This is a genomic window from Niveispirillum sp. KHB5.9 (genome assembly GCF_048066115.1).
In the GTDB taxonomy this organism is placed as follows: Bacteria; Pseudomonadota; Alphaproteobacteria; order Azospirillales; family Azospirillaceae; genus Niveispirillum.
Genome location: NZ_JBLTYX010000001.1, coordinates 1,129,727 through 1,155,819, shown reverse-complemented (window position 1 = coordinate 1,155,819; position 26,093 = coordinate 1,129,727). Strand labels below are relative to the sequence as shown.

Below are 26,093 nucleotides of genomic sequence, written 5' to 3'. Positions count from 1 at the left end.
CTCTAAGCATGGCCGCATAGCTGGGGCGGTCAGCGTTGCGGCTGGACCGCAAATCCCTATCGGCTAAACTATCTCCAACTTTCATAACACCCTCCACATCGTTGCGGCTGGACCGCAAATCCCTATCGGCTAAACTCAGGAACCGGCTGTTGAGGAAGTCGCCGCTGTTGCGGCTGGACCGCAAATCCCTATCGGCTAAACTTTTCCAGGCCGCTGGGCATCATCAAGAAGTGTTGCGGCTGGACCGCAAATCCCTATCGGCTAAACTCGGCGTCCTGCGCAAGCGCGGCCTGGGCCCGTTGCGGCTGGACCGCAAATCCCTATCGGCTAAACTGCAGGTGGTGGTCCGCCCCCTATCGGAGGCGTTGCGGCTGGACCGCAAATCCCTATCGGCTAAACTGGCGATATCGGTATGGACCTCGTACAGATAGTTGCGGCTGGACCGCAAATCCCTATCGGCTAAACTAGGGATGACGACCGGCAGCGGATTGAACTGGTTGCGGCTGGACCGCAAATCCCTATCGGCTAAACTACGGAGAAGGCTACCCCAGACAAGGAAGAGGTTGCGGCTGGACCGCAAATCCCTATCGGCTAAACTCCACTCTGACTTATCGCTGATGATCTTGTCGTTGCGGCTGGACCGCAAATCCCTATCGGCTAAACTCTGGAAAGCGATGTGGAAGCCCTTGCGCCAGTTGCGGCTGGACCGCAAATCCCTATCGGCTAAACTCTCCGTTGGTGACGCTCGATGAGCGGTCGTGTTGCGGCTGGACCGCAAATCCCTATCGGCTAAACTCGCATCCGTCTGCCCGACCTGCCGCAGCTTGTTGCGGCTGGACCGCAAATCCCTATCGGCTAAACTCCCCAGCCCATGTCGGGATGGTCGATGACTGTTGCGGCTGGACCGCAAATCCCTATCGGCTAAACTTCCCGGTCCGCGTGGTCCGGGTTGTGCGCCGTTGCGGCTGGACCGCAAATCCCTATCGGCTAAACTCTGCCCTGAAGCAACCTATTGAAAAATAGGATTGTTTCAGGGTTTTCCTTGTCTTCTTCCGGTCCATGAAGCCTCCTAGAACAGCGCCAATTGCGCAGGATTCTCGCGTGGTTTTCTCTTTGTTCTGTTGTCGAAGCAGGTCACGTTCTGATACTGGCGGTCGGTGATGGTGACGATCTGGACGCTGCCCTTGGCCGGGACCTGGCCGGCGATCCGCTTGGTCGTCGCGTCCACCTGCTCCTTGCCGGAACACCAGCGCAGATAGACGGAAAACTGCGCCATTTCAAAGCCCTGGTCCAGCAGGAATTGCCGGAAGCGGGTGGCGTTGCGGCGTTGGATCTTGGTTTTGACCGGCAGGTCAAACAGGACCATCATCCACATGATCCGATATCCAGTCAGCGCCATCTTCATCCTCCATCGGCCGGCCCGGGCCGGCGGCGAGGTCAAGGGGCAGGGGGGAAAGGGGAAGGTCGAGTCGCGGCTCTCCGGTCTGATAACTGTCCGCCAGGGAGGTGGCCAGCCGGTGCAGGCAGGTCGATAGGGGCGTGGTACCACGCGTTGTGGTCAGGTCCTGGATAAGGATGGCGGCTAGGTCGCGCTTGGCCTCGGCCGTTACCTCTGCCACGCCGGCCCGGATCAGCCGCAGCACGGCCAGGTCCACCAGGGGGCGGAACGGTTCCATCACATCATCCACCAGGGCCATGGGATTGCCCTTGTTGGAATGGTGGATGCCGATGGAGGGATGCAGGCCGGCCGCCACCACGGCGCGGGCGGCCCCGCTGCGCAGGATGGCATAGCCGTAATTCAACAGCGCGTTGGCGCCGCCGGCCTCATTATCCCGCCGGAAATCCGTGCCCATCAGCAGGGGCCAATACCGCCGGGCCGCCTGTGCCTCGATATTGGTCGGGTCGCCGGAACGCACCTGCCGCGCCAGGGTGGTGAAGGCGCCGGATGACACGCCCTGGTGGGCCAGTGCCGCCCCTTGGTTGCGCACCTTGGCCTGCACCAGCCCCTGCCACAGCCGCTTGGTCAGGGGAAGCGGTGCCGTGATCTGGGCGCGGACGCGGCCGGTCTGGGCATGGTGGCCCGCCACGGGCAGCATCAGGGACACCGGCATGTGGTTGGGACCGCAGACCACGAAGGGCACGTTGCGGTCGGCCAGCGCATGCAGCAGGTTGGCGGAGAAGGTCAGGCCATGGGCGCTGGCGATGATGGCGTCGATATCGTCCAGGGGCACGCGCCCCCGCTCCCCCTCCCCATCCTTCACGACCAGGAAGCCGCGCAGGACGGCGAGGTGAAGACCATCGGTCGAAATCTCCACCACCCGTCCCGGCATGGCTCAGGTCTCCGGATGCGGGCCGGGATCGCGCAGGCGGCCAGATGGTGTGACCACCACCTTGCGGGCATGGCGCTTGCGCAGCACATCGAAGGAAATGATCGACCAGCGGAAATGGTCTCCGCCCTTGGCCGTCCGCTCATGGCGTTCCTGAAGCTTGCCGCCCTCATTATGCGGGGCCAACCGGATGCGGCCGGCCGAGAGTTCCAGGATGTGCACGCGCATCACCTGCTGTCCCACGGTGCCATCCGGTCGCTCCACGTCCAGGCGCACCATGTCACCCTTATAGAGCCGCATCACCACGTCCGGGCCGGGCGGCGGCAGGGTGCCGCCATTGCCCCGGGCCCGGCGGGCGGCATCGAACAGGGTGACGGCGCGGCCGGTCCAGCGGCCCTTGGCATCGGCCACGATATCGACGCACAGGTTTTCCCCCGGCACCACGGCCTTGTAGGGGATGCCCGTGCGGCGGTTCCCGATCCGCTCGAAGCTGGCTTCCGGCTTGGTCAGGCGGACATGGCGCAGGAGGGGCCAATCATGGTCGTCGCGGTTGCGGAAGCTCTCCATTGCCGCTTTCAGGTCGTTCCCCGCCAATTCCTCCGCGGCGATATGGGCCTGCAATGTTTTGCGCAAGGCGTTGTCGCGGATGCGCTCCACCTCCCCGGCGGTCAAAGCACCCAGCGGCTTGCGGTAGACCAGGGTGTGGCCACGCCATTGTTCGGGCCGGCCGATGATGCCATAGGCCGTATCCTCGTGCAGGCGGCCGGCGATGCCATGGTCGGGCTTCACCGACACGACGATGCGGCCCAGCCGATCCTCCAGATGGTCGCGGAACCAGTTGTAACGGGGGGAAAGGTCGTCCAGCAGCCGGTCCAGATGCTGATCGGCGGCTTTCTTCGCGGCCATCTGCACCATCTGGATGGTGCCCTGGTCGATGATGGAGATGATGGCGGCGTCGATTGCGTGGTGGCGGTGATCGTCACGGTTCTTGTGCCCATCCACCGACAGCAAATCGTTCAGGCCCCATTTGCGGCGCAGCAGGCCGACCAGCGTGCCGGGCACGGCCCGTACCCGCAGTTTGCCTTCCTGCTTCTCATTGAACAGGCAGGATAGATAGAGCCGGGCCACGCGCGACAGATAGCGTGTGTCGTTCAAATGCCGGTCCAGGAACCTTTCCTGATTGTCGAACCGTTCCATGGCGTCGGTTGCGAAGCGCCAGCGGCGGTTGGGCGGCAGCATGGCGGCGCGCGCCTGGATTTCCGCCCAATCGTACCCGCTGGGGGAATGCCCGAACGCCTCCACCGGTGACAGGTTGCGCTTGTCGCGGTTGGCGCGGCGCAGGCAGACGATGCGGTTGCCGGCCCCGTCATCCAGCGTGCGGCTGTAGGGCAGGATATGGTCGATATCCACATCCTCGAACAGCAGCCGGTGGACGCTGATATTCTCGCCCGTATAGACGCATTTGCGCATTACGCCATCGAAGGGCAATTCCTCCCACAGGCGCAGACGCATCACCATGTCGGGTGTCGGTTCCACGCCCAATTCGCGCAGCTGCTTGCGGCGGCGGTCATTGTTCTTCTGGTTGTCCGCCTGTTCGCGCTGCTTCTTGCGCCGATCCTCGGCCGATTGCGACAGGTCGCGGGCCAGTTCGACGATGATCTCTTCCGGCTTGCCATATTCCAGGATGATGTCGTTCACCACGGTGCGGATCTGGTTCAGGCCGATATGGACCGTGGGGTTGGCGATGCGACCGATGCGGCGGAACGGGTCCTTTTCTATCTCTTTGTCCTTCCCGTTGCCGAAGGACAGGAACCGTTCCAGGGCCGGTACCTCGCAATAGAAGGGCAGCTTGTCCAGACCCTCACCCTCCGACCGCAGGTCGGAATGGTGGTCATAGCCGGCTTCCAGCACCGCCTCGTCATAGCGCAGGCCCTTTTCCATCTCGGGCACGATGCGGGAAAGGGCCGCGACCGACAGGCGGCAATGGCCATCGGGCAGGCTGGCGGCGGCCACGGCACCGGCGGCTTCCGGCGAGAGGCCGAACCGTTCGCGCAGCCAGGGCACCAGATCGTCGGCCTCGGCATTTTCGTCCAGAAGGCGGGTCACCACTTCGGCTTGGTCTTCCGATGGCAGGGCACGCCAGAGGGGACCGAAACGCTTCTTGTCGCTCAGCGCTGTGGCCGTGCCGTCGCCGTTCAACCGCTCGCGCTTCTCATCCTGCAAATTCAGCTTGGTTTCGGACGACAGCTTGGCTGCCTTCAGCAGGTGCTTGAATTCCCGGTCCTTGTTGGTCATCAGGGCGGCCAGCATCGCCTCGCGCGCGGTGGCGGGCAGGGGCTCCTTGCTGAAATCCTCGCGCAGGATGCGCAGATTGTTCACTTCCTGCAAAATGCGGAAGCGCTGGGCCAAGGGCAGGGCCCAGGGCGCGCGATCCTCCCCCTTTTCCAGCACGCATTTGCCGGGATCGACGGGGCGCAGCTTGCGTTGGTGGAAGATCACGCCGCGGATACGGTCCCACTGCGCGGGCGATACCGCCGGGTGGTGCGGGGCCTGACAGTCGCGGATCGTGTCGAACTCCGCCTGCGTCAGTTCGCGGGAGGGGTAGAAATCATAGCTGGCCTTGGCGCCGGTGCCGGACAGGCGAGCGCGTATCGGCTCCTTGTCCTTGTGCAGGGCGGCCAGCCAAGCGCCAAGACTGGGCAAGCCCGACGCTTCAATCTTTTCCCGTAGCGCATTGATGCCGGTCTTGATCTTGCCTTCCTCGGCCGCGTCCACCTCCCCACCGGGGCGGCGGGTGGAGCGGAAGCCGCGCCGCTGGTTCAGATGGAATAGGGCACGGCCCAGTTCGTGCGCGGTCAGGGCCGATGGCGTGGCGGCGGCGGCACGCAGCGCGTAGGGATCGAGCCGTTCCAGCTTCTTGCGCTCATCGCGGTCGGCGGGAAACAAGCCGGCATCGACCAGGGCGGCGATCAGGCGCTGTTGTCGCTGCAGGAACCGGTCCCGCCGCCGCCGCGCCTGCCGCGCCACGCGCCGGTCCACCGCCAGACTGGTGCCATTTTGCGGGTCGCGCCCTTCCGGAAACACCCGCACGCCCAGACGGGCCAGTCCGCAGGGTTCTCCATATGGGCCCAACTCGGTGACACACCAGCCGATGGAAGTGGCGCCGACATCGAGGGCGAGACGGTAGCGGCGGCTGGGCATATTCTTGCCATCCCTGATTGATTTCTCTTTATGCGAGATTTAATCAGGCCATAAACATGGTGGATTGACAATCAAAGAGAGATAAACAAATATCAAACACGTGATGGCTTTGATCACTGTTTTAGCCGATAGGGATTTGCGGTCCATCCGTTAACACGTGCCGGGCTTGTTCCCGTGCGCACCAAATGCGGGCGGTCCCTCGGGGCCGCCCCTTTGCTTTCCGGCCTTGGTCAGCGGTCACGCCAGCCGGTGTTCCGATAGTGCCTCCACCCCGAGCGCGTCGCGGCCCAGGTCGCAGAGATGGGCGTGGTGGGTGAAGAACAGGACCTGGGTGGAGCGGGCCAGATCGGCCAGCACGCGCAGGCCGGCCATCGAACGCTCATCATCGAAATTGACGAACAGGTCGTCGGCCAGGAACGGCACCCGCACGCCGGCAGCGATGGACTGTTCCACGGCGGCCAGACGCAGGGCCAGGAACAGCTGGTCGGTGGTGCCCTCGCTCATCCCGTCGATCGGGACCAGGGTGGTGCCATCATCGCGCAGTCCGAGAAGCCGGGGCGTGGTGGTCTCGTAATCGATGCGCAACCCGCTGAACCGGCCCAGCGTCAGGGTGCGGAACAGGTCGCAGGCCCGGCGCAGCAACGGGTCCTGCCGCCGCTCGCGATAGCGGTCCATGGCCCAGCGCAGCATCAGCGACTGTGCCCGTTTCAGGACATAGGCATCCGCCTGCGCGCCCATTTCCGCCAATGCCGCTTCCGCATCGGCGGCATCGGCGGCGGCACTGCCCGGCCGTTCGTCCAGGATGGCGAAGGCGCGGCGCGCCTCGCCCAGCGCATCGGCTGCCGCCGACAGACTTTCGGTCAGTTCGGCTTGCTCCCCTTCCAGCTCCCCGGCCCGCACCGCCGTCCGGTCGGGATCGCTGGCTTCCCAGGCGGCGGTGAGATCGGCCAGGGCATGGCCGTCACCATTGGCCAGGATCTGCCGCTCCATCTCCGCCAGCCGTGCCTGGTTGCTGCGCTGGCGGCGGGAGGCCTCGATATGGGCGGGCAGCGTGGTGGGATCGTCCAGACCGGCCTGGGCCAGGATTGGCGCCAGACTGGCCAGGGCCTTGCGCCGTTCCGCCTCGGCGGCGTCCAGCTCCGTCCGCCGGCGATCCCGGTCCCGGATCAGCGCCGTCATGGTCTGGGCCACCGCCTGGGCCTGGGCCAGCCGGGTGCGCAACAGGTCCAGGGTTCTGGCCGGATCGGCATCGGGTATCGTCCCGGCCTGGGTCGCCAGCGCCGCGATATCGGCGGTGAAACCTTGCCGGTCGCGTTGGATGCCCTGCATGCGCTTCTCATGGCCGGCAACGCCCTCCAGCCTGGTGCGCAGCAGGTCAATCCGGGACAGAAGATCGTCGATGCGAATGGGGTCCAGGGTGATGCCGGCGGCGGCCGGTTCCGCCGCCCAGTCGGCCAGGGCCCGTTCGGCCTGGCGCCTGTCCTGCTCCATCAATTGTTCGGCCCTGGCGATCTGGCTTTCCAGGCTGGTGAGCGTGGCCTGCTTCTCCGTGAAGGCGGTTTCCAGCTTCTCGCCTTGTTCCTTCTCCCGCCCGGCCGCGGTCAGCAGGGGCGCCAGCCGGTCGGCCGCGGCTGGCGGCGATGCCATGGTTTCCCGCAGCAGGTCGATGGCCTGCGCCCGGCGTTCAAGGTCGCGTGTCGCCTGCCGCCTGGCCTCCAGCGCGGTTTGCTGCCTGTCCAGCGCCTCTTCCCGCAAGGCCTGCCAATGACGCAGTCGGACGGGGTCCAGCACTGGCAGGAGGCTGGCCGACAAGCGTTCGGACCATTCCCGCTTTGCCGCTTCCATCAGGGTCTGCGCATCGGCCAGCCGCTTGGCCACCTGTTCGCGTAGCAGGGTCAGCGCCGCCAGTTCCCCATCCAGCAGGGCCAGCCTGGCGGATGCTTCGGCATTGTCGAACCGCCGGTCGGCCAGAGTGTCGGTGGTCGTCAGGGCGGCGCTGAAAGCATCGCTGGAACCGGTTGGGGGGGGCAGGTGCTGGAGCAGATGGGCCTGAATATCGTGCCAGAGCGTGTCGCGCTCCGTCCGGGTGCGGATCAGATCATCCAGGGCCACGGCCTGACCGGCATCCGCCAGCCGGGTGCGGTCGGCGCGAACCCGTTCGATCCCCTCATTCAGGCGGCGGCATTCCTGCTGCTCCCCGGCCATCGTCGCGGCAAGTTGCTGCCATTGGTCCTGCGCCGCCTGGATTTCCGGTTCGGCCAGGGTTTGCAGCCGGGCCAGTGCCCCGGCATCGCCCTGCCAGGGGGCCAGCCGCGCCAATGCCGTGGCGCCATCGCGTTCGGCTTCTTCGGCGGCGGCGATGGCCTCGGCACAGCGCCCGTCGAAATCCTCCCCCAACCCATGGGCGCGGGCGATGGCGGTGCGCAGCAGGCCCAGACCTTCGGCCAGCGGGGCGTCGGCCAACTCATTGCGCAGGGTCAGCACCTTGCGGCGCGGGTCCGCCAGTGATTCCTCATGCGCCCGGCGGCCGGCCTCGGCATTGGCATGGCGGGTGGCGATGGCGCGCAGCCGGACCATGGTCGCGGCGGCGGGCGGGTCGTCCTGGATGGACAGTTCAGCGCGCAGGACTTGGACCTGTGCCGCCATGTCGCTTCGTTCCGTTTCCAGCCGGTGGAGATCATCCTGCGCCTTGGTGATGGCGCCGCGCCGTTCCACCAGTGCCTCGATCCTGTCGGCCAGATCGGTGATGGCATCCGGGGACAGGGTGGCCAGCTTCTCCACCGCCTCGTCGCGCAGCTTTTCCGACACGCCGCGATCGGCATCGGCCTTGGCCAGCGTGGCCAGTGCCGCTTCGGCGCGATCCTCCTCCATGCTGGTGAAGCCGGGGCCGGTTCCCTGTGCGGCGATTTCCGCCAGCAGGGCGGCACGCTGTTGCAGTGGGGCGCTGGTCCGCCGCAGCCGCTCCACCGCCCGCCGTTCCGCCGACAGGGCCGTCTGCCGCTGTTTCAGTTCCTTCAGTTCCTCCTCGCGGCGGGCGACGGCCGCACTGGCGTCGGACCATTCCTTGGGCCGCAGCAGATGTTCCTTCAGGCTGCGCTGGCTTTCCTCATACTGGCGTTCGGCGATGGTGAAGGTGCGGCGCGCCGCGGCGCGGGCACCCCATATGCCATCGGCCTCTTCGGTCAAGGCCGCCTGCAGCGCGGCGATGCCGGTCAGTCCCGAACCCGCCGCGAACAGGGCCTGGCCCAGATCGTCATTGGCCTTGACCATGGCCTCGCCGCCCGCCCGCAACCCGGCCTGGTCAAGGCTGAAGCCGGCGCCGAACGTATCGCGCGTCAGGCCGTGCAGCAGGGCGGCCAGCCGCCCCTCATTGACGGGCTGGTCGTCCGCGTCGATCAGGCTTTTATCCTTGGTCTTGCGGCGGCGGCACAGCAGGCTTTGCCCATCCTCCTCCAGCACGGCGCCGATGCGCATCAGGGCGTAATCGAAGCGGAAATTATAGGGGCTGCGCTGCGGGATGCCGAACAGCAGGTCGGTCACGGCCGCCAGGGTCGTCGATTTCCCGGCCTCGTTGGGGCCATAGATGATGTGGAAATCGGGCGGGCCGGGCTGAAAGCGCAGGCGGTGATCCTCGAACCGTCCATAGCGTTCCAGGTGAAGCTCGGAGAAACGCATCATTCGGTCTCCGCGCCGGCCAGCCGGGCGTTCAGCGCCGTGCCGGTGATGGAAAGAAGGGCGGTCCAGTCGCCGCGCGCGGCCAGCCCGGCCGGGCCGTCGCCCTGCTCGTCAAGCGCCTTGGCGGCGGCGGCCAGGAAGGGACGCAACTCCTGGGACAAAGCCTCGGCCAGATCGGGCGTCGCCGCCGCTTCCGCCAGCAGGGCCAGGAAATCATCGCTGGTGGCGGCCTCCGTTGCCGGGATGTCGGGTGGGGTGGCCGTCACCCGCAGCTTCTCGATCCACAGGTCGGGGGCGATGGCGGCGGCCAGTGCCCGCACCTCGTCACGCTGGACCGTCTGCCGGTCGCGCAGCAGGCCGGCCAGGGCGGTGCGCCCGGTCAGGGTGACGCGGGCGATGACGGCGCGGCCATCCGACTGTTGGGCGTGGTGGTGGGCCAGGGCGGCGCGCGTGGCCGCGTTCACATCGTCAAGGTTCCGGGCGCCGGTGCAATCCGCCTCCACCTGCGCCCAGCGCACGACGTCCAGGGGGATATGGTCGAACCCGACGACCGTACGGTCCTGCACCTCCACCAGCACGGCGCCCTTCGGCCCCGTCTCGCGGATATGGCGGCCCTGAAGGTTGCCGGGGAAGATGATATGCGGCCGTTCGCCCAGCACCGCATGCTCATGCACATGGCCCAGCGCCCAGTAATCATAGCCCTTGGCGGTCAGGTCCTGGATGGTGCAGGGCGCGTAGGGGGCGTGGCCTTCATGCCCGGTCAGGGCCGTGTGCAGCATGCCGATATTGAAATGGTTCTCCCGCGCCGCCGGATAGGCTGCCGCCAGATTGTCCAGCACCTGGGCATTGGCGAAGCTCTGCCCGTGGATGGCCACGCCCAGATGATCGAGCATGTGCGTCTGCGGACGGCGGGTGTTGAACAGCCGGACATTGTCGGGCCAGGGCAATTGCCGCGTCAGCACCGATGCCGCATCATGGTTGCCGGCCAGAAGGAAGGCGGGAATATCGGCGGCGGCCAGTTTCGCCATGGCGCGGGCGAAATACAGGCCGGTGCCCATATCCTTCCAGTCGCCATCGAACAGGTCGCCGGCGATCAGCATGAAATCCACCGCCTCGTCGCAGGCCCGCTGGATCAGATTGTCGAAGGCCGCACGGGTGGCGCCCCGCACCTCGTCCGCCGGCAGCCCTTCATACCGGGCAAGCCCATGCAGCGGGCTGTCCAGATGGATGTCGGCGGCATGGATGAAGTGGAACCTGGTCATATTATTCCACCCTGGATGTGTATTATGCTTATCATCAGGCTTTTTCATCTTTAGGGAGCATCATCATGTCGACTGAAGAGATGGTCAAGGATGGCGACAATCATCCTGCGGCAGATGATGTGAATGCACTTGCAATCGATGCGGTGCTGGCGCCCAAGCTCAGCTTCGCCTCGCATCAGAACTCAGTACCGGTGCTGCGCGATCTGCGCATCCTCAATCTTGGCGGCGCAGTCCTGGAAAATGTGGTGGTGGAGATCAGCGCCGACCCGCCGGTCTTCGAGGCGGCGCAATGGCGCCTGGATCGTGTGGCACCGGGCGGGGAAACACACATCACCAAGCGGGACCTGAAGCTGAATGCCGGTCTGCTGTTGCAGTTGAGCGAGGCGGTGCGCGCCACGGTCAGCCTGCGGGCCTGGAGCGGCGATGTGGAGGCGCTGCGGGATTTTCCCATCGAACTGCTGGCGCGCAACGAATGGGGTGGGGCAGGCGCCATGCCGGAACTGCTGGCGGCCTTCATCCTGCCCAACGATCCGGCGGTGGGCCGACTGGTCAAGGCGGCCAGCGAGGTGCTGCGCCGTGGTGGCCGGACGGACAGCATGGAGGGCTACCAGTCCAAGAGCCGCACGCGGGTGCATGAATTGGCGTCCGCCATCTGGTCCGCTATGTGCGGCCTGCGTCTGACCTATGCCGAGCCGCCGGCCAGTTTCGAATATCAGGGGCAGAAGGTGCGCACCCCGTCGCAGGTGCTGGAGACGGGGCTTGGCACCTGCCTGGATACCGCTTTGCTTTTCGCGGCGGTGATGGAGCAGGTGGGGCTTTATCCCGTCATCGTCATGACGCGGGGGCACGCCTTTGCCGGCGTCTGGCTCCAGCCCCAGGAATTCGCCACCCTGCTGGTGCATGACGCGGCCAGCCTGCGCAAGCGGGTGGCGCTGCAGGAACTGGTGCTGTTCGAGACGACGATGGCCACGGGCGGCGCGCCATCCGCCTTCTCCCGCGCCATCGCGCAGGCCAACCGCCAGATCGGGGAGGAGCGGGAGGAGGAGTTCGTCCTGGCGCTGGACATCAGGCGGGCGCGGATGCAGCGTTTGCGGCCGCTGGCCATGGCGGATGCGGGCGGTGCCACGGTGCCGGCGGAAATCGTGTCCGACCCGGCCGGCGATGCGCTGGAGGCGGCCCCGGCCCTGCCAGATTTCGACCTTGCCGAACCCGATGCCCCGCCCGCTACCGCCGAGGGGCGGCTGGCCCGCTGGCAGCGCAAGCTGCTGGAACTGACCACACGCAACCGGTTGCTGAATGTGAAGGAAGGGCCGGCCGCCATCCGTCTGATCTGCCCCGATCCGGCGGGGCTGGAGGATAGGCTGGCCGACGGCGCCAGTTTCCGGATCGTCGCGGCACCGCAGCTGGAAGGGGCGGCCGGGCGCGACGCGACGCTGCATCTGCAACGGTCGGGGGAGGCGCTGGACCTGGCCTATGCGCGCGAGGCGCTGGACAAGGGGGGAGATCCTGTCGCTGGCGCCGCCCGACAAGCTGGATGCGCTGCTTGCCGATCTTTATCGCAAGACCCAGTCGGACATGGCGGAGGGCGGGGCCAACACCCTGTTCCTGGCGGCCGGCTTCCTGCTGTGGCGCAAGTCGGAAAGCGATGCGCGCCAATATCGCGCCCCCTTGCTGCTGCTGCCGGTGAAGCTGGAGCGGCGCAGCGTCCGGTCAGGCGTGAAACTCTCCATCCATGAGGATGAGCCGCGTTTCAATCTGACGCTGCTGCAGATGTTGCGACAGGATTTCCATCTGGACATCCCGGAACTGGCCGGCGCGCTGCCGGTGGATGACAGCGGCATCGACGTTGACCGCATCTGGAACCTGGTGCGCCGGGCGGTGCGCGATACGCCGGGCTTCGAAGTGGCGGAGGATGTCATGCTGGGCACCTTCTCCTTCGCCAAATACCTGATGTGGAAGGATCTGGTCGATCGCACCGAGGTGCTGAAGCGCAATCCGGTCGTCCGCCATCTGCTGGAAACGCCGCGTGAGCATTTCGCCGGCAGCGAAGGGCCGCCACATCCACGCGACCTGGATGGCTCGGTCCAGCCCGACGAACTGTTCACGCCGCTTCCGGCCGACAGTTCCCAGCTTTCCGCCGTGGTGGGATCGGCGCGAGGCTGCGATTTCGTGCTGGACGGGCCGCCGGGGACGGGCAAATCGCAGACCATCGCCAATATGATCGCCCATAATCTGGCGCTGGGCCGCAAGGTGCTGTTCGTGGCGGAGAAGCGGGCGGCCCTGGATGTCGTTCATCGCCGGCTGGTGGCGCATGGGCTGGGGCCGTTCTGCCTGGAACTGCACAGCAACAAGGCGTCCAAGCAGGAGGTGCTGCGCCAGTTCGATGCGGCCTGGACCACGGCGGAGGAACATCCGGCCGAGGCCTGGCGCCGCCGGGCGGCCGAGTTGAAAACCAGCCGCGACCACCTGAACCGGCTGGTGGAGGCGATGCACCGCCGCCGGCCCAATGGAATGACGCTGTACAACGCCATCGGCCGTGTGGTGCGCGACGGGCATGGCCAGGTGTTCCGCCTGGGCTGGCCGCCGATGTCGGCCCATGGCGCCGATGAGTTGGAAGCCCTGCGCGAGGCGGCCCGGCGGCTGGATCTGCATCGCGGGGCCGCCGCCGGCCAGGATCCGGCGTTCGGGCATGTCGGCCGCACGGAATGGTCGAACGCCTGGCAGGCGGAACTGCTGACCCATGCCGTCGCCCTGGCCCGGTCGGCGGACGCGCTGGCTGTGGCGCGGGAAAGGCTGCTGGCCCTGCTGGGGGCGCCCGTCGATGCCGACCGGCGCGGGCTGGCGGCGCTGGCGACGCTGGCATCGGTGCTGCAATCGGCGGCCGGGCTGGAGCTGGGCTTCGCCTTTGGCGCGAATGCTGCGAAGATGCTGGAGCTGGCGCCGCGTGCCGTGGCGATCATCCGCGAATATAGGGATGAGGCGGCTGGGCTGTCCCGCCCCTTCGATCCGGCCACGGTCAAGGGCTTGGCCCTGGATGAGCTGGATGCCGCCTGGGCGGCGGCGGTCAAGTCGATCTGGCCCTTGTCCATCAGTCGGAAGAAGGCATTGGTGGCCCGTCTGGACCCGTCCGGCCAGATGGACCCGGATACGGCCCTGCCGCGCCTGCGCCGGTTGCAGGCACTGCTGGCCCAGTTGGATGAACTGAACCTCATGCCCGGCCTGCCGGGCTGGAACGGGGTGGCGACCGATCTGGACCGGTTGGGCCGGGTGCTGGAGGTGGCGGGAAGTTTGCGCCCGGCCATCGCGGGGGCGGCGCGCACCCCGGAGCAGTTGATCGACCTGCGCACGGCGCTGCGGCGGCTGTGCGTCGACGCCAACGACATGCTGGCGCCGGAAGGGGCCGTCGGTGCCGCCGGGCAGCTTTACCTGGACGCCCATGCCGCCTTCGTCGCGGCGAAGACGGAGTTCGAGATCACCGCCGCCGCCCCGGCCCCGATCGACGCTGCCGATCTGCCGGGCGAGTGCAAGACTATTGCCGCCGCCATCACCGCCCGCTCCGCGCAATTGAACGCCTGGGCCGGCTGGTGCCGTGCCCGGCAGGCGGCGCTTGATCTCGACCTGGGGGCGCTGGTCGCCGCCATGGAGGCCGGTGCCGTTCCAGCCGGCGAGGCGGTGGCGGCGTTCGACATCGCCTATGCCCGCTGGTGGGCGGAAGCCGCCATCGATGCCGAGCCGCTGGTGCGCGATTTCTCCTTGGCCGAGCATATGGATGTGATCCAGCGTTTCCGGGACATGGACCGTGAATTCGCCGGCCTGACGCAGCTTTATATCCGTGCCCGCATCGCCGGCGGCATCCCGCCCAAGGACGACAAGGCGCCACCCAGCGGCTTCGGCGCGCTGGCCCACCAGTTGAAGTTGCAGAAACGGCACAAGCCGGTGCGCCAGCTGCTGGGGGAGATGGGGCCGGCCCTGACCACGCTGACGCCCTGTCTGCTGATGTCCCCGCTGTCGGTGGCGCAGTACCTGCCGCCGGACGCCGCACCGTTCGATCTGGTGATCTTCGACGAGGCATCGCAGATCACGCCCTGGGATGCGGTCGGTGCCATGGCGCGGGGCCGGCAGATCGTCGTGGCGGGCGACCCCAAGCAGATGCCGCCCACCAGCTTCTTCGACCGTGGCGCCGGGGCGGAGGATGATGACGGGGAGACGGAGGCCGACCAGGAAAGCATCCTGGAGGAATGTCTGGGTGCCCGCCTGCCGCAACGGCGGCTCAGCTGGCATTATCGCAGCCGGCATGAAAGCCTGATCGCGTTTTCCAACCACCGTTATTACGATGGCGATCTGATTACCTTCCCCGCACCCGTGACGCGCGACACGATGGTCGGTTTTCGCCAGGTGGCGGGGGCCTGGTCCAAGGGCAAGAGCCGCACCAACCAGGCGGAGGCGGAAGCCATCGTGGCGGAGGCGGTGCGCCGGCTGCTCGATCCCGGCTTTGTCGATGAGAAGGGCCGGGCCCTGACGCTGGCGGTGATCACCTTGAATGCCGAGCAGCAGAAGCTGATCGAGGATCTGCTGGACAAGGCAAGGCGGCGCCACCCCGAACTGGAGCCGCATTTCGCCGAGGATGCGCCGGAGAAGGTGGTGGTCAAGAACCTGGAGACGGTGCAGGGCGACGAGCGCGACGTCATCCTGCTGAGCATCGCCTATGGACCGGAGACGCCGGGCGCGCCCGTCATGCCCATGAATTTCGGCCCGCTGAACCGGGCCGGCGGCTGGCGGCGGCTGAACGTGGCGGTTACCCGGGCGCGCCGAGAGATGATGATCTTCACCTCCTTCCCGCCCAACCTGATTGATCTGAACCGCACCAGTTCCGACGCCGTGCGCGACCTGAAGCATTTCCTGGAATATGCCGAGCGCGGGCCGCGCGCGCTGGGCGAGGCGGTGATCGGATCGGTGGGGGGCTTTGAATCACCGTTCGAACAGGCGGTAGCGCAGGGCCTGCGCCGGCGCGGCTGGACTATCATACCCCAGATCGGCGTTTCCCGTTTCCGTATCGACCTGGGTGTGGTGCATCCCGACCGGCCGGGCGATTTCCTGGCCGGGGTGGAATGCGACGGCGCCTCCTATCACAGCGCCGCCACGGCGCGTGACCGTGACAAGGTACGCGGCGAGGTGCTGAAAAGCCTGGGCTGGTCATTGGTGCGGGTCTGGTCCACGGATTGGTGGATCGACGCGCAGGGTGCGCTCGACCGGCTGGATGCGGCCTTGAACCAGGAACTGGAGCGATCGCGGGCGGAGGCGGCCCTTCGTCCCGAGGTGTCGCCCATCCCGGATATCGACCTGGCCTTCGAAGCGCCGGACCCGGAGGAGCCGGAAGCGGCTCCCTCTGAACCGGTGGCGGAGCTGCTGGGCGGCGATTACCGCATGACGGATTTCAGTGGCCAGGCGGTGATCGCACCGGAGCGATTCCACGATGCGGATTATGCGCCTGTCCTGAAGGACATGGTCCTGCGCGCGGTCGCCTGTGAGGCCCCCATCCGCGACAGCCTGCTGGTCGAACGGATCGCCCGTGCCCATGGTTTCAAGCGGTCTGGGCGGCAGATCCGTGACCGTGTCCTGTCCGTGGCGCGTGGTGTGGCCCATCTGGAGACGGAGCCTTCCGGTGCTGCTTTCATCTGGGCCGATGCGATGGCGCCGGCTACCTGGGAACGGGCCCGCTATCCCTATTCCGGCGATGATATCCGCATGGTGGAGGATATCGCCCTGCCGGAACTGACCGCCGCCATTCGTGGATGCGTGTCGGCGGAGGATTCAGTGTCCGAGGCGGCGCGGCGTTTCGGCATCCGCCGATTGAGTGCTGTGGCGAGGGAGCGCCTGAGCTTGGCAAAGCCTGTCACCGGACATATCCGTGATTGACGTCGTTTCCCAAGGTTGAGCATTACAAGTCCTTGGCTTCGGGGTAGTTCAATCCTTCCGCCATGCTGAACCACGCTGGGAACGGACGTATCATCGCTCAAACCCTTGCCGGCAGACGTCAAAATCAGTGCAGTCCTGTAAGCCGAAATTCGCAGAAACCTTGATAATAGGGCACTTTTCCGCCAAGCGCCCGGGCTCTCCGAAGGCAGAGGTCGCGCGTTCGATCGTGTCGGGTCCGCCATTTTCTCCCAATAGAAAATCAGATGGTTGGCAAGGTTAGGCTGACCTCGCTCTGACAATCATCGCTCGCTGCACGTTTGGGGTTTCGTGAAGGGTCGGGATTCTGAATCCCCGTCACGCTCATCAGCGGCCACGACCGCCCTTGCTCCAAATGTCCCGGACTTTGTCGTGCTGATTCTGCGGACCTTTGATATCAGCCTTCCGCGTTCCAGCCGTCAGTGTCCTTGCGGCTGGAACGCATATGATACTTGAAACGGTCGGGCCGGTAATGGGCATGGATGAGTTGCACCGCGCGTCCCGACCGGTCCCGCATGACACGCTCGATCCTGAGCAGCGGTGAACCCGATGCAAGGTCGAGCGCGGCCGCGATATGGGGTTCGGCGGCGACGGCCGTGATCCATTGTTCCGCGTCGAAGGCGGCGAAACCCGCCCGTTCGAGCAGAAGCAGCGTGGGCACCGCCTCCAGCTCCGCTGCGCTGATACAGGCGGCGATGTCGGCCGGCATGTACTGGATCAGGTAGCTGAACGGCGCGCCCGACAATTTGCGCAGGCGCACGGCCCGCTGTACGGTCGCACCCGGTTCCAGGTCCAACAAGGCGGCCAAGGTGGTCGGGGCCGGCAGATCAGATAGTTCCAGGACCTGCACCTGGGTTTCCAGGCCCATGGTCTTCAGGCTGTCGATCAGATTGTAGAAGCTGCCATGGACCTGGGGCAATGCCGCCGACGCGGTGACGACGGTGCCGCGCCCGCGATGCCGGCTGACCAGGTCATGGGCCGCCAGCTCGTTCAGCGCGCGTTTCACCGTGATGCGGGAAACGTTGAACAGCTTGGACAGTTCCTGTTCGCCGGGGATGGTGCTGTCGGCCGGAAACTCGCCCGTCCGGATCTTCTCCCGCAGCACCAGATAAATCTGGTGATAGAGCGGGGTGGGGGCCGTGGGATCAAGTTGGTCCGGGCTCAATCCTGCCGGAGTCGAGGCATGGTCCATGAAGCCTGTCCGTGGGACGGGGGAAGAAGGAATGCCCCTGATTTATCCGCATCTTGTGACCGATGCACAAGAATGGCGATAAGGCAGAGGCGATCCTGGGTTAAGCGGACAGCGCACCCATCAGGTCGGTCGGTGTGACGGTGGCGCAGTCCGCCCGGTCCAGCACGCCCTTCAGGCTCTCGCCCAGGGTCTTCACCCGGTAGGGCAGGCCGCTGACATAGGGGCGCACCGTCAGGGTCAGCAGGCGCGGGCTGTTGAACCGCACCGCCTCGTCCGACAGCCAGTTGGCCGCGTCGGTGACCTGGCTCACCCATTCATGTTCCGGCCGGGAATGGGTGATCAGGATCTGCCAGTCATCCAGCTCGTTGGACAAGGGCAGGGCGGCCAGCTCGCCCTTCCCCGTCTGGAAGCGGGTGGGCAGCTCGTCATGCGCCCAGTCGGCGAACCAGCTTATGCCGGCATCGGCCAGCCGGGCCGGGGTGGCGAAACCTTCGGCGCGGGCCGGGCTCAACCAGCCGTCGGGACGCTTGCCGGCGGCATTCTCGATGGCACCCAGGGTCATGGCGATATAGCCCTGCTCGGCTTCCGCCGACAGGCCGGAATGGTGCAGGCTGTCATTGTCCCAGCCATGGGCACAGATATTGTGCCCGTCGGCCAGCACATCCTTGACCAGGGCTGGATAGCGGTCGGCGACCGCCCCCTGCACCGCGAAGGTGGCGCGCAGGCCCAGCCTGTCGAACAGCTTCAGCAGCCGGTAGGCACCGACGCGATTGCCATAATCGCGGGTCGTGTAATGGCGCAGGTCGGGATAGGGCGTCTGCATCGACCCCGGCGCCTTGAAGGGCAGACCGGACGGGTTCAGCGGGAAATATTCCAGCGGCACCACCACCCACAGGCCAAGCTTCGCCCCACCCGGCAGGGTGATGGGGGCGCGGGTCCGCACCGGCGAGGCCGGATAGAAGCCGTGATCGGGGCCCTTGTGACGCTGGGGATAGACCAGATAGCTGTCGGGCAGGAGGCTCATCGCGTGTTCCCCTTCAGGCCGGGATTGAAGCCGGTGCCGGGCCGTGCATTGCCGCGCCGGGCGATGTCGGCCAGGGTCTGGTCGTAATGATTGTCGCGGTAGAACTGGGCGATCTCCTTGGCCGTCGTTACCCAGATATCGTCGCGATGGCCGGTGATGTAGCGCAGCGCCTCGCGGAAGGCGCCGATGCGGTGCGGATGGCCCACCATATAGGCGTGCAGCGGGATGCACATGACGGTGCCCGTCTCCGCCCCTTCCTCCAGCAACTGGTCGAAATGGCGCATCAGCGCGTCGGCATAGGCGCGCGGGCTCTGGTTATAGACGCCATAGGTGATGACGTCGTTGACCTCCAGACTGTAGGGCATGGAGATCAGGCGGTTGTCGCCCTTCACCTTCACCGGCTGCGGCTGGTCGTCCTGGAACAGGTCGCAGGTATACCAGAAGCCATATTCGGCCAGCAGGTCCATGGTGCGTTCGGTATGGGTCAGGGCCGGGGCCAGATATCCGCGGATGCGCTGGCCCGTGGCGTCCTGGACCGACCGGATGCTGTCCTCGATGACCGCGCGCTCCTGCGCCTCGGTCATGTTGTAGGAATAGCGGGTATTGTAGATGCCATGGCTGAAGAATTCCCAGTCCCGGTCCACGCAGGCGCGGATGATCTCCGGGTGATGGTCCAGCATGGCGACGGACAGGCTGACGCTGCCGCGCAGCGTGAACTCGTCCATCACCTCCATCAGCCGCCAATGGCCGACGCGGTTGCCCCAGTCGCGGGCCGAATAGGGCACCACATCGGGATGCGTCCGGCCCCAGGGCTTGCGCGACGGGTTGGTCGGCGGGTCCAGTTCATAGAATTCGATATTGGGGGCAATCCAGAAGGCCAGCTTCTTGTTGCCGGGCCAGGTGATCTTGGGCCGGTCGCGATAGGGCCAGAAATCATAGAGATTGGGGTCGCGCTGCATGTTCCGCCCTCCGCGCTTATTTGGCCAGCGATGCCAGATGGGCATCGACCTCCGCCACCTGGACCACATCGGCATATTTCAGCAGCAGGTCGGTCAGGTTGGCGTAGTGATAGCTCTCATGCTTGTCGGCCACGCATTCCTCCGGAACGATGGTGCGGTAGCCGTGCGACAGGCTGTCCACTGCCGTGGCGCGCACACAGCCCGAGGTGCTGCCGCCGGTGACGACGACCGTGTCCACCTTGTGCCAGACGAGGTAGGAGGCGAGCTGCGTCTCGAAGAAGGCGGAGGGCATGCGCTTGGTATAGATCAGGTCGACCGCCTGATCGATTTCGCAGCGCGTGTCGAACGCGTGGCGCTCGCTGTCATATCTGATGTTCTGCAAACTGTCGGGCGTGTTGGTGCGGGTGCCCCACACACCGGCATCGCCCGCGTCCGGCTTGTAGGCCACGCGGGTCCAGATGACCGGCATGCCCAGGCGGCGCGCGGCGGCGCTGATCCGGTTCACATGCGCGATCTGGTCGGGATCGGTGACGTAGGAGGTCTTGGGGAACAGGTCGGGCCGCGTATAGGCCTGCTGGAAATCGACATTGACGATGGCCAGCCTGTTGCCGAAGCCGAACTTGGCCCGCGCAGGATTGGCCTTCACCTGTTCATAAAGCGCGCGGGCCGTCTTCTCTTCCCGCACCATCGTCGGCTCGAACCGCATCTGTTCGCCTCGCTCTGCATGCTGATTGATATAACTTTATATCATTTAAGCGCATTCGCGCGGGTGCAGCAATGGGGATTATTGGAAAAATCATCCGGGGTCTGCATCGCCCATCGGCACCGGCGCCGGATCGCCGGTGATTTCGGCCATGGTGTCGGCGAAACAGTCGGTGACCCAGGACCGGAAGGACAGCGCGCTGGCGCTCAACACCGTGCCCGTCTGCCAGACCAGGTGATAGCCATAGATATCCTCCGCTCGCACATCGAACAGCCGGACCAGACGCCCACGCCTGATCTCCTCCTGCACCATCAGGCTGCCGGCCAGCGCCACGCCCTGGCCGCTGCTGGCCACCTCCACCAGCATGGAACTGTCGGACAGGGTCAGGCCGGCTGTGGGTTCCGGCATGCGCAGGCCCGCCGCCCGCAGCCAGTTCGACCAGCTTTGCCAGCCATGGCGCAGCAGGGTGCAGCGCCGCAGGTCCTCCGGCGTGCGGATATCCAGCCGGTCCCGGTATTCCGGGGTGCAGACGGGATAGAATATCTCTCCCCCCAGCCGCAGGCTGGTGCAGTTGGGCCAGTCGCCGGCGCCATAGCGGATGGCCAGATCGACGCCGCGCACCAGGAATTCCTCCAGGTCGGCCGTGGAGCGGATGGTGACGGCGACGTCGGGCATCGTCCGGGTGAAGCTGCCCAGACGTGGCAGCAGCCAGCGCGTGGCCAGTGCCGGGTGGATGGAAATGACCAGCGCCTCGTTCCCGTCGCTGCGGCGATGGTCGGGAAAGGCGCGGTCCAGGATGGCCAGGGCCTGGCGGACATGGGCCAGCAAGGTCACCGCCTCGCGCGTGGGCGCCATGCCGCGCCCGGCCCGCCGGAACAGGGTGATGCCCAGCCGTTCCTCCAACTCCCGGATACGGTGGCTGATGGCGCCATGGGTGAGGCCAAGTTCGTCGGCGGCGGCGGAATAACTGCCGTGGGTGGCCGCGCGGTCCAGGGCCCGCAGGGTCTCGATCGAGGGAAGGCTGCGCATGGCGCCCTCTGCTATTGTGAAATTCCTTCACATCTTAGGCCAAATCATATCGTTTGTCATGATGGGTTATTTCCCGGACGCTATCCCCAACAAACAAGCAAAGGAGCACGCCAATGACGAGTGCCCTGACGGCAGGTGAGACGGGTAAAGGGCAAATGCAGCGGATGCGCGACGCATTGCGGTCTGGCTGGTATATGGTAATCCTGCTCACAACAGCGCAGATCGTCTCCTACATCGACCGTTTCCTGCCCGGTCTGTTGATCGGTCCGATCAAGGGTGATCTGGGCCTGACGGATTTCCAGGTCGGTCTGTTGCTGGGGCCCGCCTTCGGCGTGTTCTACGTGCTGATGGGCCTGCCGCTGGGCTGGATGGCCGACCGGTACAACCGGCGCGGCATCCTGGCCGTCGGCATCACCATCTGGTGTTCGATGACGGCGCTGGCCAGCCTGGCCAAGGGCTTTCCGGCCCTGTTCGCCACCCGCCTGGGTGTCGGGCTGGGGGAGGCGGCGCTGGCGCCCTGCACCGTATCGCTGATCAGCGATCGGTTTCCGCGTGAAAAACGCGCCCGTGCGCTCTCCATGTTCATGTCGGGCACTTTCTTAGGCGCCGGTGCCGCCTTCCTGCTGGGTGGGCCGCTGGTCCATGCCATTGCCGGCCTGCCGGGCGTGGTGGTGCCGCTGCTGGGTGAGTTGAAGCCCTGGCAGATGAGTTTTCTGATCGTCGGCCTGCCGGGCCTGCTGCTGGCCGCCCTGATGTTCACCTTCAGCGAACCGCCGCGCCAGGAGCGGGTGGTGGATGCGGAATCCGGCCTGGATGGTGAAAAGGCGTCGATCCCCCAGGCGCTGCGCTTCATCGGCAAGCGCTGGCGGGCCTTTGGCGTGCTGTTCGTGGGATCGGCCGCCGTCGTTACCATGGGATCACTGGCCTTCTGGAATGCCAGCCTGTTCGAACGCAGCTTCGGCTGGAACGTCCGTGATGTCGGCATCGCCACCGGCGTGATGTTCCTGACCGGCGGCCCCATCGGCACGGCCATCGGCGTCTGGCTGACCAACCGCTGGATCAGGGCCGGGCGCAAGGATGCCACCCTGCGCACGCTCCTGTCGGGGCTGTTCGTGGCAGTGCCGGGCTTCGCGCTCTATCCGATCATGCCGACGGCGGAACTGGCCATCGCCGCCCTGTTCTTCGCCTTCGTCGGTCAGGCCATGGCAGCGGCGGCCGGCCCCGCCTCGCTCAGCCTGCTGGCGCCCGGTCAGATCAAGTCGCAGGCCACGGCCATCTATTATCTGGTGATCTCCATTTCCGGGCAGTTGATCGGCCCGCCGCCCGTGGGCTGGATGACCGACATGTTTGGCGATCCGTCCAAGCTGGGCTGGGCCATGAGCATCGAGGCCGCGACCGTCGGCGGGGCCGCCCTGATCATCCTGTCCTTCGGCATGCCCGCATATCGCAAGGGTGTGGAAGCGGTGGAGCGCATGATCGGCGAGGGGGACCGCACCCATGGCTGAGGCGTCCCGTCCCTTGCTGGGCACCATCCGGGCGGTCACCCATTGCGTGCCCGACCTGTCGGTGATTCGCACCGCCTATACGGAGGTGCTGGGCTATCGCGTGGTGGAGGAAGGCCATGTGCCGGCACCCGTGGCGGCGTCCTGGTCGGCACCCGCCATGGCGGGCCGGGCCTATATGACGCTGGCACCCGCCTGCGGCACCCCGTCCTTCCTGCGCTTCGTGGAGAGCAAGGCGGCGGCGGGTTACCAGGCGCTGACCAGCCATGGCTGGAACGCCACCGAGATTCTGGTGCAGCAGGTGGATAAGCTGGCCGAGAAGCTGGAGAACAGCCCGTTCTTCCGCATCATCGGCCCGCCGAAAAGCCTGCAGCGCTTCCCGATGATCCGCGCCATGCAGGTGCTGGGACCGGCCGGGGAGTGCCTTTATTTCACCCAGGTGGGTGATGGCAGCGGGCTTGATCTGGCCCAGGCCAAGGGGTTCGTGGGCCATGTCTTCATCGTTGTGGCCGGCGGGCCTGACCTGCCGGCGATGTTCAACGCCTATGCCAGCTTCGGCAATGACATCGATCCGCCGGTTTCAACCAAGGTGCAGGTGATTTCCTGGGCCAATGGCTTGTCGCCGGAGACCGAGCATGCGCACGGGCTGATCAAGTTGCCCCTGGGCACGCTGATCGAACTGGACGCCTATCCGGACGTGACCCGTCCCCGGCCCCGGCCGGAAGGGGAGCTGCCGCCCGGCATGGCGATGGTGAGTTTCGCCGTCGATGATCCGGCCCTGCTGGAGAATGCGGCGACCCTGCCGGCCTTGTTGCCGGGGGGCGGGGCCGCCACCTGCTGCCGGGGAGCGGCGGGTGAGTGGATTGAACTGATCGGGCCGGTCTGACGGGGTTTCCCTGCGGGAACCTTGCCCGCGGGAACCTTGAAGGACGGTGCCCATCCTGAGGTTTGGCTGCGTCGCCTGTGCGGCGCGGCAACGGGGGCTGCTGTGCCGGATTACCGGCACCACGATAAGGAGGGTGAACCATGGTGATGGCACTGGAAGACCGGGCCAACCTGGATTTCGTCTTGAGCTTGCGGCGCCATTGGGCGGCCACGGTCTATCCCCGGCTGCGGGGGGATTTCGACGCCATCGAACCCCCGCCGCCACGGGTGAACGACGCGGCCAGCCTTGCCCCCCTGGTGCATGGGCTGCCGACATATCCGTGGTTCTCCTGGCTGGAGCGCGGATCGCAGAAGATGCTGTGGCGGGCCGTGACCGATGCGGTGGTGCATGAGGGGGATCTGGCCGCCCCGCCCGCTGGTCCTGCCAGCGTGGAACCCGACCCCGATCTGGTGCTGCCGCAATGGTACACGGACTGGGACATCCATTTGCAGCCCGGCAGCTTCTGGTCCCATGATCTGGCCGGCCGCGTCTATGAGCTGGGTGCCCGGCTGGTGATGCTGGGCGAGAATGACGATTACGGCTTCCACCGCCTGTTCACCCGCACCGCCCTGCCGGCCCGCCCCTATCGCCGCATCGTCGATATGGGCTGCGGCTTCGGCAAGTCCGCCTGGCCGATGAAACAGGCATTCCCCAAGGCCGAGGTGGTGGGCGTCGATCTGGCGCTGCCGTGTCTGGAACTGGCGGCACGGCGGGCCAGCGAGCGCGGCCTGGCCGTGCGCTTCCGCCAGGCCGACGCCGTGGCCACGGGGCTGGAGACGGGCAGTGCCGACCTGGTGACCTCCACCATGTTCGTGCATGAGGTGCCGACCGACGTGCTGCCCGACATCTTCAAGGAGGCCTCGCGCCTGCTGGCGCCGGGCGGCCTGCTGCGCTTCCTGGATTTCCAGCGCACGGGCGACGGGCTGCGCGATCTGGCCATGGTCGAACATGGTGCCCGCAACAACGAACCTTTCCTGCCGCCGATGATCGCCGCCGACCTGCCCGCCATGGCGGCGGCTGCCGGTCTGGTCAATGCCCGCTGGGTCGCGTTCGACGAACGCGGTGGCGGCAGGCAGGAGACCCTGTCCTGGCCCGAGCGCCCCGAATGGCATTTCCCCTGGGCCGTCCTTGAAGCGGAGAAGCCGCAATGATCCCCAACCTACCCCCCATGCAGCCGGATATCGGCCGGCTGACCGGGCTCGTGTTCGAGCTGGCCGCCCAGCTTCATATCGAGCGCACGGGCCGCCTGGCCCTGGAAACCGCCCTGGAGCGCGCGGGCGCCCTGGCGCCGGGTGCCCTGACGGCGCTGGCCGATGACGCCGCCTTGCTGTCCCGCTCGCGCGGTGAGCTGGAGGCGTCGATGCGCAAGCTTCTGCGCGTGCTGGGCGACGATCCCGATCCGCGCACGCCGCTTTCCGGCGATGTCCCGACTAACCCTTCTTCGACTTGAGGAGCCACGATTTTGGCACGCTCATGGGTAGAGTTCGTCCAATCGCAGCATATCCCCTGGCAGCCCCACGACCTGTGGGGTCTGCGGCCGGGGGTGGAGGCGCGGCTGCTCAGCCGGGATGATGAGACCGGCGCGGTCAGCATGCTGGTCCGCTATCCCGCCGGCTATACCGCTTCCGCCGCGTCTTTGCCGGTGGATGAGGAATTCCTGGTCATCGACGGCTCGCTCGCCATCGACGATCAGGCCTATGGCCACCTTTGCTATGCCCACCTGCCGGCCGGGTTCCAGCGCGGGAGCCTGACCAGCGTGTCCGGGGCCGTGGTGCTGACCTTCCTGTCGGGCGACCCGGCGGGGGTGGAGGTGCCTGCGACCTATGATCCCGCCCGGCTGGTGCTGCGGGCCGATGGGTACCAGATTCCCTATACGGGCAACTTCCATCCGGAGTTCCCGCCCGGTGCCGGCCGCAAGCTGCTCTACAAGGATCCGGTGACGGGTGACGTCTCCTGGCTGCTGGGCACGTTGCCGGTGCGCTGGGCGGAACGGTCGGAGGTCCATCCGACCGTGGAGGAGATGTATCTGCTGGGCGGAGAGGTGCATGGCAATCGCGGGGTCATGCGGCCCGGCGCCTATTTCTGGCGCCCGCCGACGGTGCCACACGGCCCCTACGGCACGCTGACCGGCAACCTCTATTTCTTCCGCACCAAGGGCGGGCCGCTGACCACGGACTATGTACCGCCCGACCGCCCCTTCCAATGGTGGCCACCCTACGACCCGGTGCTGCCGCCATCGCTGGAGACCTGCCGCGGCGAAGTGCCCGGCACCCCCCTCGCTTTCTGAGGTTCGGTGGACAAGGCGTAACCGCCGCCGCCAAGATCAACAATCTGACATGGGA

The 26,093-nt window shown here is 66.4% G+C and carries 16 protein-coding genes, 1 pseudogene and 1 CRISPR repeat array; of the genes and pseudogenes, 7 read left to right on the top strand and 10 right to left on the bottom strand.

The window, feature by feature from the left end; translation table 11 throughout:
• Window positions 1-34 precede the first annotated feature (34 nt).
• Window positions 35-994: direct repeats of the CRISPR family, unit length 36 nt; unit sequence GTTGCGGCTGGACCGCAAATCCCTATCGGCTAAACT.
• 75 nt (window positions 995-1,069) lie between these two features.
• From cas2 to ACM9HJ_RS04680, 5 genes are all read right to left on the bottom strand, one after another.
• Window positions 1,070-1,375 carry a CRISPR-associated endonuclease Cas2 gene (gene cas2 / locus ACM9HJ_RS04700; protein ID WP_416570531.1) on the bottom strand — a complete coding sequence of 102 codons (306 nt, stop codon included), beginning with the start codon at window positions 1,373-1,375 and terminating at the stop codon, window positions 1,070-1,072.
• The gene (gene cas1, locus ACM9HJ_RS04695; protein WP_416570530.1) at window positions 1,353-2,330 is read right to left on the bottom strand and encodes a type II CRISPR-associated endonuclease Cas1; all 978 of its coding nucleotides are present in this window, start codon (window positions 2,328-2,330) and stop codon (window positions 1,353-1,355) included. The genes cas2 and cas1 overlap by 23 nt, the downstream gene beginning before the upstream one ends.
• 3 nt (window positions 2,331-2,333) lie before the next feature.
• Entirely contained in the window at window positions 2,334-5,528 is a 3,195-nt protein-coding gene (cas9, locus tag ACM9HJ_RS04690; protein WP_416570529.1) for a type II CRISPR RNA-guided endonuclease Cas9, read from the bottom strand.
• A gap of 237 nt (window positions 5,529-5,765) precedes the next feature.
• A complete protein-coding gene (locus tag ACM9HJ_RS04685; protein WP_416570528.1) occupies window positions 5,766-9,206 on the bottom strand; it encodes an AAA family ATPase in 3,441 nt (1,146 codons plus the stop codon).
• Window positions 9,203-10,465 (bottom strand): metallophosphoesterase family protein, encoded by a 1,263-nt coding sequence (locus ACM9HJ_RS04680; protein WP_416570527.1) that lies wholly within the window; start codon window positions 10,463-10,465, stop codon window positions 9,203-9,205. Before ACM9HJ_RS04680 ends, ACM9HJ_RS04685 begins: the two co-directional genes overlap by 4 nt.
• 65 nt (window positions 10,466-10,530) lie before the next feature.
• On the opposite strand from ACM9HJ_RS04680, the pseudogene ACM9HJ_RS04675 reads away from it, so the two are divergent.
• Together ACM9HJ_RS04675 and ACM9HJ_RS04670 are read left to right on the top strand one after the other, a co-directional pair.
• Window positions 10,531-11,925, top strand: a pseudogene (locus ACM9HJ_RS04675) (DUF4011 domain-containing protein); the annotation flags it as partial.
• Between the two features lie 13 nt (window positions 11,926-11,938).
• Window positions 11,939-16,381: a DUF3320 domain-containing protein gene (locus ACM9HJ_RS04670; RefSeq protein WP_416570526.1), complete on the top strand. Its 4,443-nt coding sequence runs from the start codon at window positions 11,939-11,941 to the stop codon at window positions 16,379-16,381.
• Between the two features lie 433 nt (window positions 16,382-16,814).
• On the opposite strand, the gene ACM9HJ_RS04665 is transcribed toward ACM9HJ_RS04670, so the two are convergent.
• The 5 genes from ACM9HJ_RS04665 to ACM9HJ_RS04645 form a co-directional block, all read right to left on the bottom strand.
• Window positions 16,815-17,609, bottom strand: coding sequence for a GntR family transcriptional regulator (locus ACM9HJ_RS04665; RefSeq protein WP_416570525.1), 795 nt, complete (start codon window positions 17,607-17,609; stop codon window positions 16,815-16,817).
• Between the two features lie 100 nt (window positions 17,610-17,709).
• Window positions 17,710-18,633, bottom strand: a complete 924-nt coding sequence (locus tag ACM9HJ_RS04660) for a polysaccharide deacetylase family protein (protein ID WP_416570524.1) — start codon at window positions 18,631-18,633, stop codon at window positions 17,710-17,712.
• A complete protein-coding gene (locus tag ACM9HJ_RS04655; protein ID WP_416570523.1) occupies window positions 18,630-19,592 on the bottom strand; it encodes a polysaccharide deacetylase family protein in 963 nt (320 codons plus the stop codon). Before ACM9HJ_RS04655 ends, ACM9HJ_RS04660 begins: the two co-directional genes overlap by 4 nt.
• Window positions 19,593-19,608: 16 nt before the next feature.
• The gene (locus tag ACM9HJ_RS04650; RefSeq protein WP_416570522.1) at window positions 19,609-20,298 is read right to left on the bottom strand and encodes an isochorismatase family protein; all 690 of its coding nucleotides are present in this window, start codon (window positions 20,296-20,298) and stop codon (window positions 19,609-19,611) included.
• 90 nt (window positions 20,299-20,388) lie between these two features.
• Window positions 20,389-21,324, bottom strand: coding sequence for a LysR substrate-binding domain-containing protein (locus ACM9HJ_RS04645; protein WP_416570521.1), 936 nt, complete (start codon window positions 21,322-21,324; stop codon window positions 20,389-20,391).
• A 194-nt stretch (window positions 21,325-21,518) separates the two neighbouring features.
• Here ACM9HJ_RS04645 and ACM9HJ_RS04640 point away from each other — a divergent pair, with 194 nt between their 5' ends.
• The 5 genes from ACM9HJ_RS04640 (at window position 21,519) to ACM9HJ_RS04620 (ending at window position 26,038) form a co-directional block, all read left to right on the top strand.
• Window positions 21,519-22,829: an MFS transporter gene (locus tag ACM9HJ_RS04640; protein WP_416570520.1), complete on the top strand. Its 1,311-nt coding sequence runs from the start codon at window positions 21,519-21,521 to the stop codon at window positions 22,827-22,829.
• Entirely contained in the window at window positions 22,822-23,712 is an 891-nt protein-coding gene (locus ACM9HJ_RS04635) for a hypothetical protein (protein WP_416570519.1), read from the top strand. Before ACM9HJ_RS04640 ends, ACM9HJ_RS04635 begins: the two co-directional genes overlap by 8 nt.
• Window positions 23,713-23,852: 140 nt before the next feature.
• Window positions 23,853-24,902 (top strand): class I SAM-dependent methyltransferase, encoded by a 1,050-nt coding sequence (locus ACM9HJ_RS04630; protein WP_416570518.1) that lies wholly within the window; start codon window positions 23,853-23,855, stop codon window positions 24,900-24,902.
• Window positions 24,899-25,201: a hypothetical protein gene (locus ACM9HJ_RS04625; RefSeq protein WP_416570517.1), complete on the top strand. Its 303-nt coding sequence runs from the start codon at window positions 24,899-24,901 to the stop codon at window positions 25,199-25,201. The genes ACM9HJ_RS04630 and ACM9HJ_RS04625 overlap by 4 nt, the downstream gene beginning before the upstream one ends.
• A gap of 12 nt (window positions 25,202-25,213) precedes the next feature.
• On the top strand, window positions 25,214-26,038 hold the full coding sequence (locus ACM9HJ_RS04620; protein ID WP_416570516.1) for a cupin domain-containing protein: 825 nt from the start codon (window positions 25,214-25,216) through the stop codon (window positions 26,036-26,038).
• Window positions 26,039-26,093 lie beyond the last annotated feature (55 nt).

Excerpts from the sequence above, each read along its gene's own strand:
- cas2 (WP_416570531.1), bottom strand. The coding sequence starts at position 1,375 with ATGTGGATGATGGTCCTGTTTGACCTGCCGGTCAAAACCAAGATCCAA.
- cas1 (WP_416570530.1), bottom strand. The coding sequence starts at position 2,330 with ATGCCGGGACGGGTGGTGGAGATTTCGACCGATGGTCTTCACCTCGCC.
- cas9 (WP_416570529.1), bottom strand. The coding sequence starts at position 5,528 with ATGCCCAGCCGCCGCTACCGTCTCGCCCTCGATGTCGGCGCCACTTCC.
- ACM9HJ_RS04685 (WP_416570528.1), bottom strand. The coding sequence starts at position 9,206 with ATGATGCGTTTCTCCGAGCTTCACCTGGAACGCTATGGACGGTTCGAG.
- ACM9HJ_RS04680 (WP_416570527.1), bottom strand. The coding sequence starts at position 10,465 with ATGACCAGGTTCCACTTCATCCATGCCGCCGACATCCATCTGGACAGC.
- ACM9HJ_RS04670 (WP_416570526.1), top strand. The coding sequence starts at position 11,939 with ATGCGCGCGAGGCGCTGGACAAGGGGGGAGATCCTGTCGCTGGCGCCG.
- ACM9HJ_RS04665 (WP_416570525.1), bottom strand. The coding sequence starts at position 17,609 with ATGGACCATGCCTCGACTCCGGCAGGATTGAGCCCGGACCAACTTGAT.
- ACM9HJ_RS04660 (WP_416570524.1), bottom strand. The coding sequence starts at position 18,633 with ATGAGCCTCCTGCCCGACAGCTATCTGGTCTATCCCCAGCGTCACAAG.
- ACM9HJ_RS04655 (WP_416570523.1), bottom strand. The coding sequence starts at position 19,592 with ATGCAGCGCGACCCCAATCTCTATGATTTCTGGCCCTATCGCGACCGG.
- ACM9HJ_RS04650 (WP_416570522.1), bottom strand. The coding sequence starts at position 20,298 with ATGCGGTTCGAGCCGACGATGGTGCGGGAAGAGAAGACGGCCCGCGCG.
- ACM9HJ_RS04645 (WP_416570521.1), bottom strand. The coding sequence starts at position 21,324 with ATGCGCAGCCTTCCCTCGATCGAGACCCTGCGGGCCCTGGACCGCGCG.
- ACM9HJ_RS04640 (WP_416570520.1), top strand. The coding sequence starts at position 21,519 with ATGGTAATCCTGCTCACAACAGCGCAGATCGTCTCCTACATCGACCGT.
- ACM9HJ_RS04635 (WP_416570519.1), top strand. The coding sequence starts at position 22,822 with ATGGCTGAGGCGTCCCGTCCCTTGCTGGGCACCATCCGGGCGGTCACC.
- ACM9HJ_RS04630 (WP_416570518.1), top strand. The coding sequence starts at position 23,853 with ATGGTGATGGCACTGGAAGACCGGGCCAACCTGGATTTCGTCTTGAGC.
- ACM9HJ_RS04625 (WP_416570517.1), top strand. The coding sequence starts at position 24,899 with ATGATCCCCAACCTACCCCCCATGCAGCCGGATATCGGCCGGCTGACC.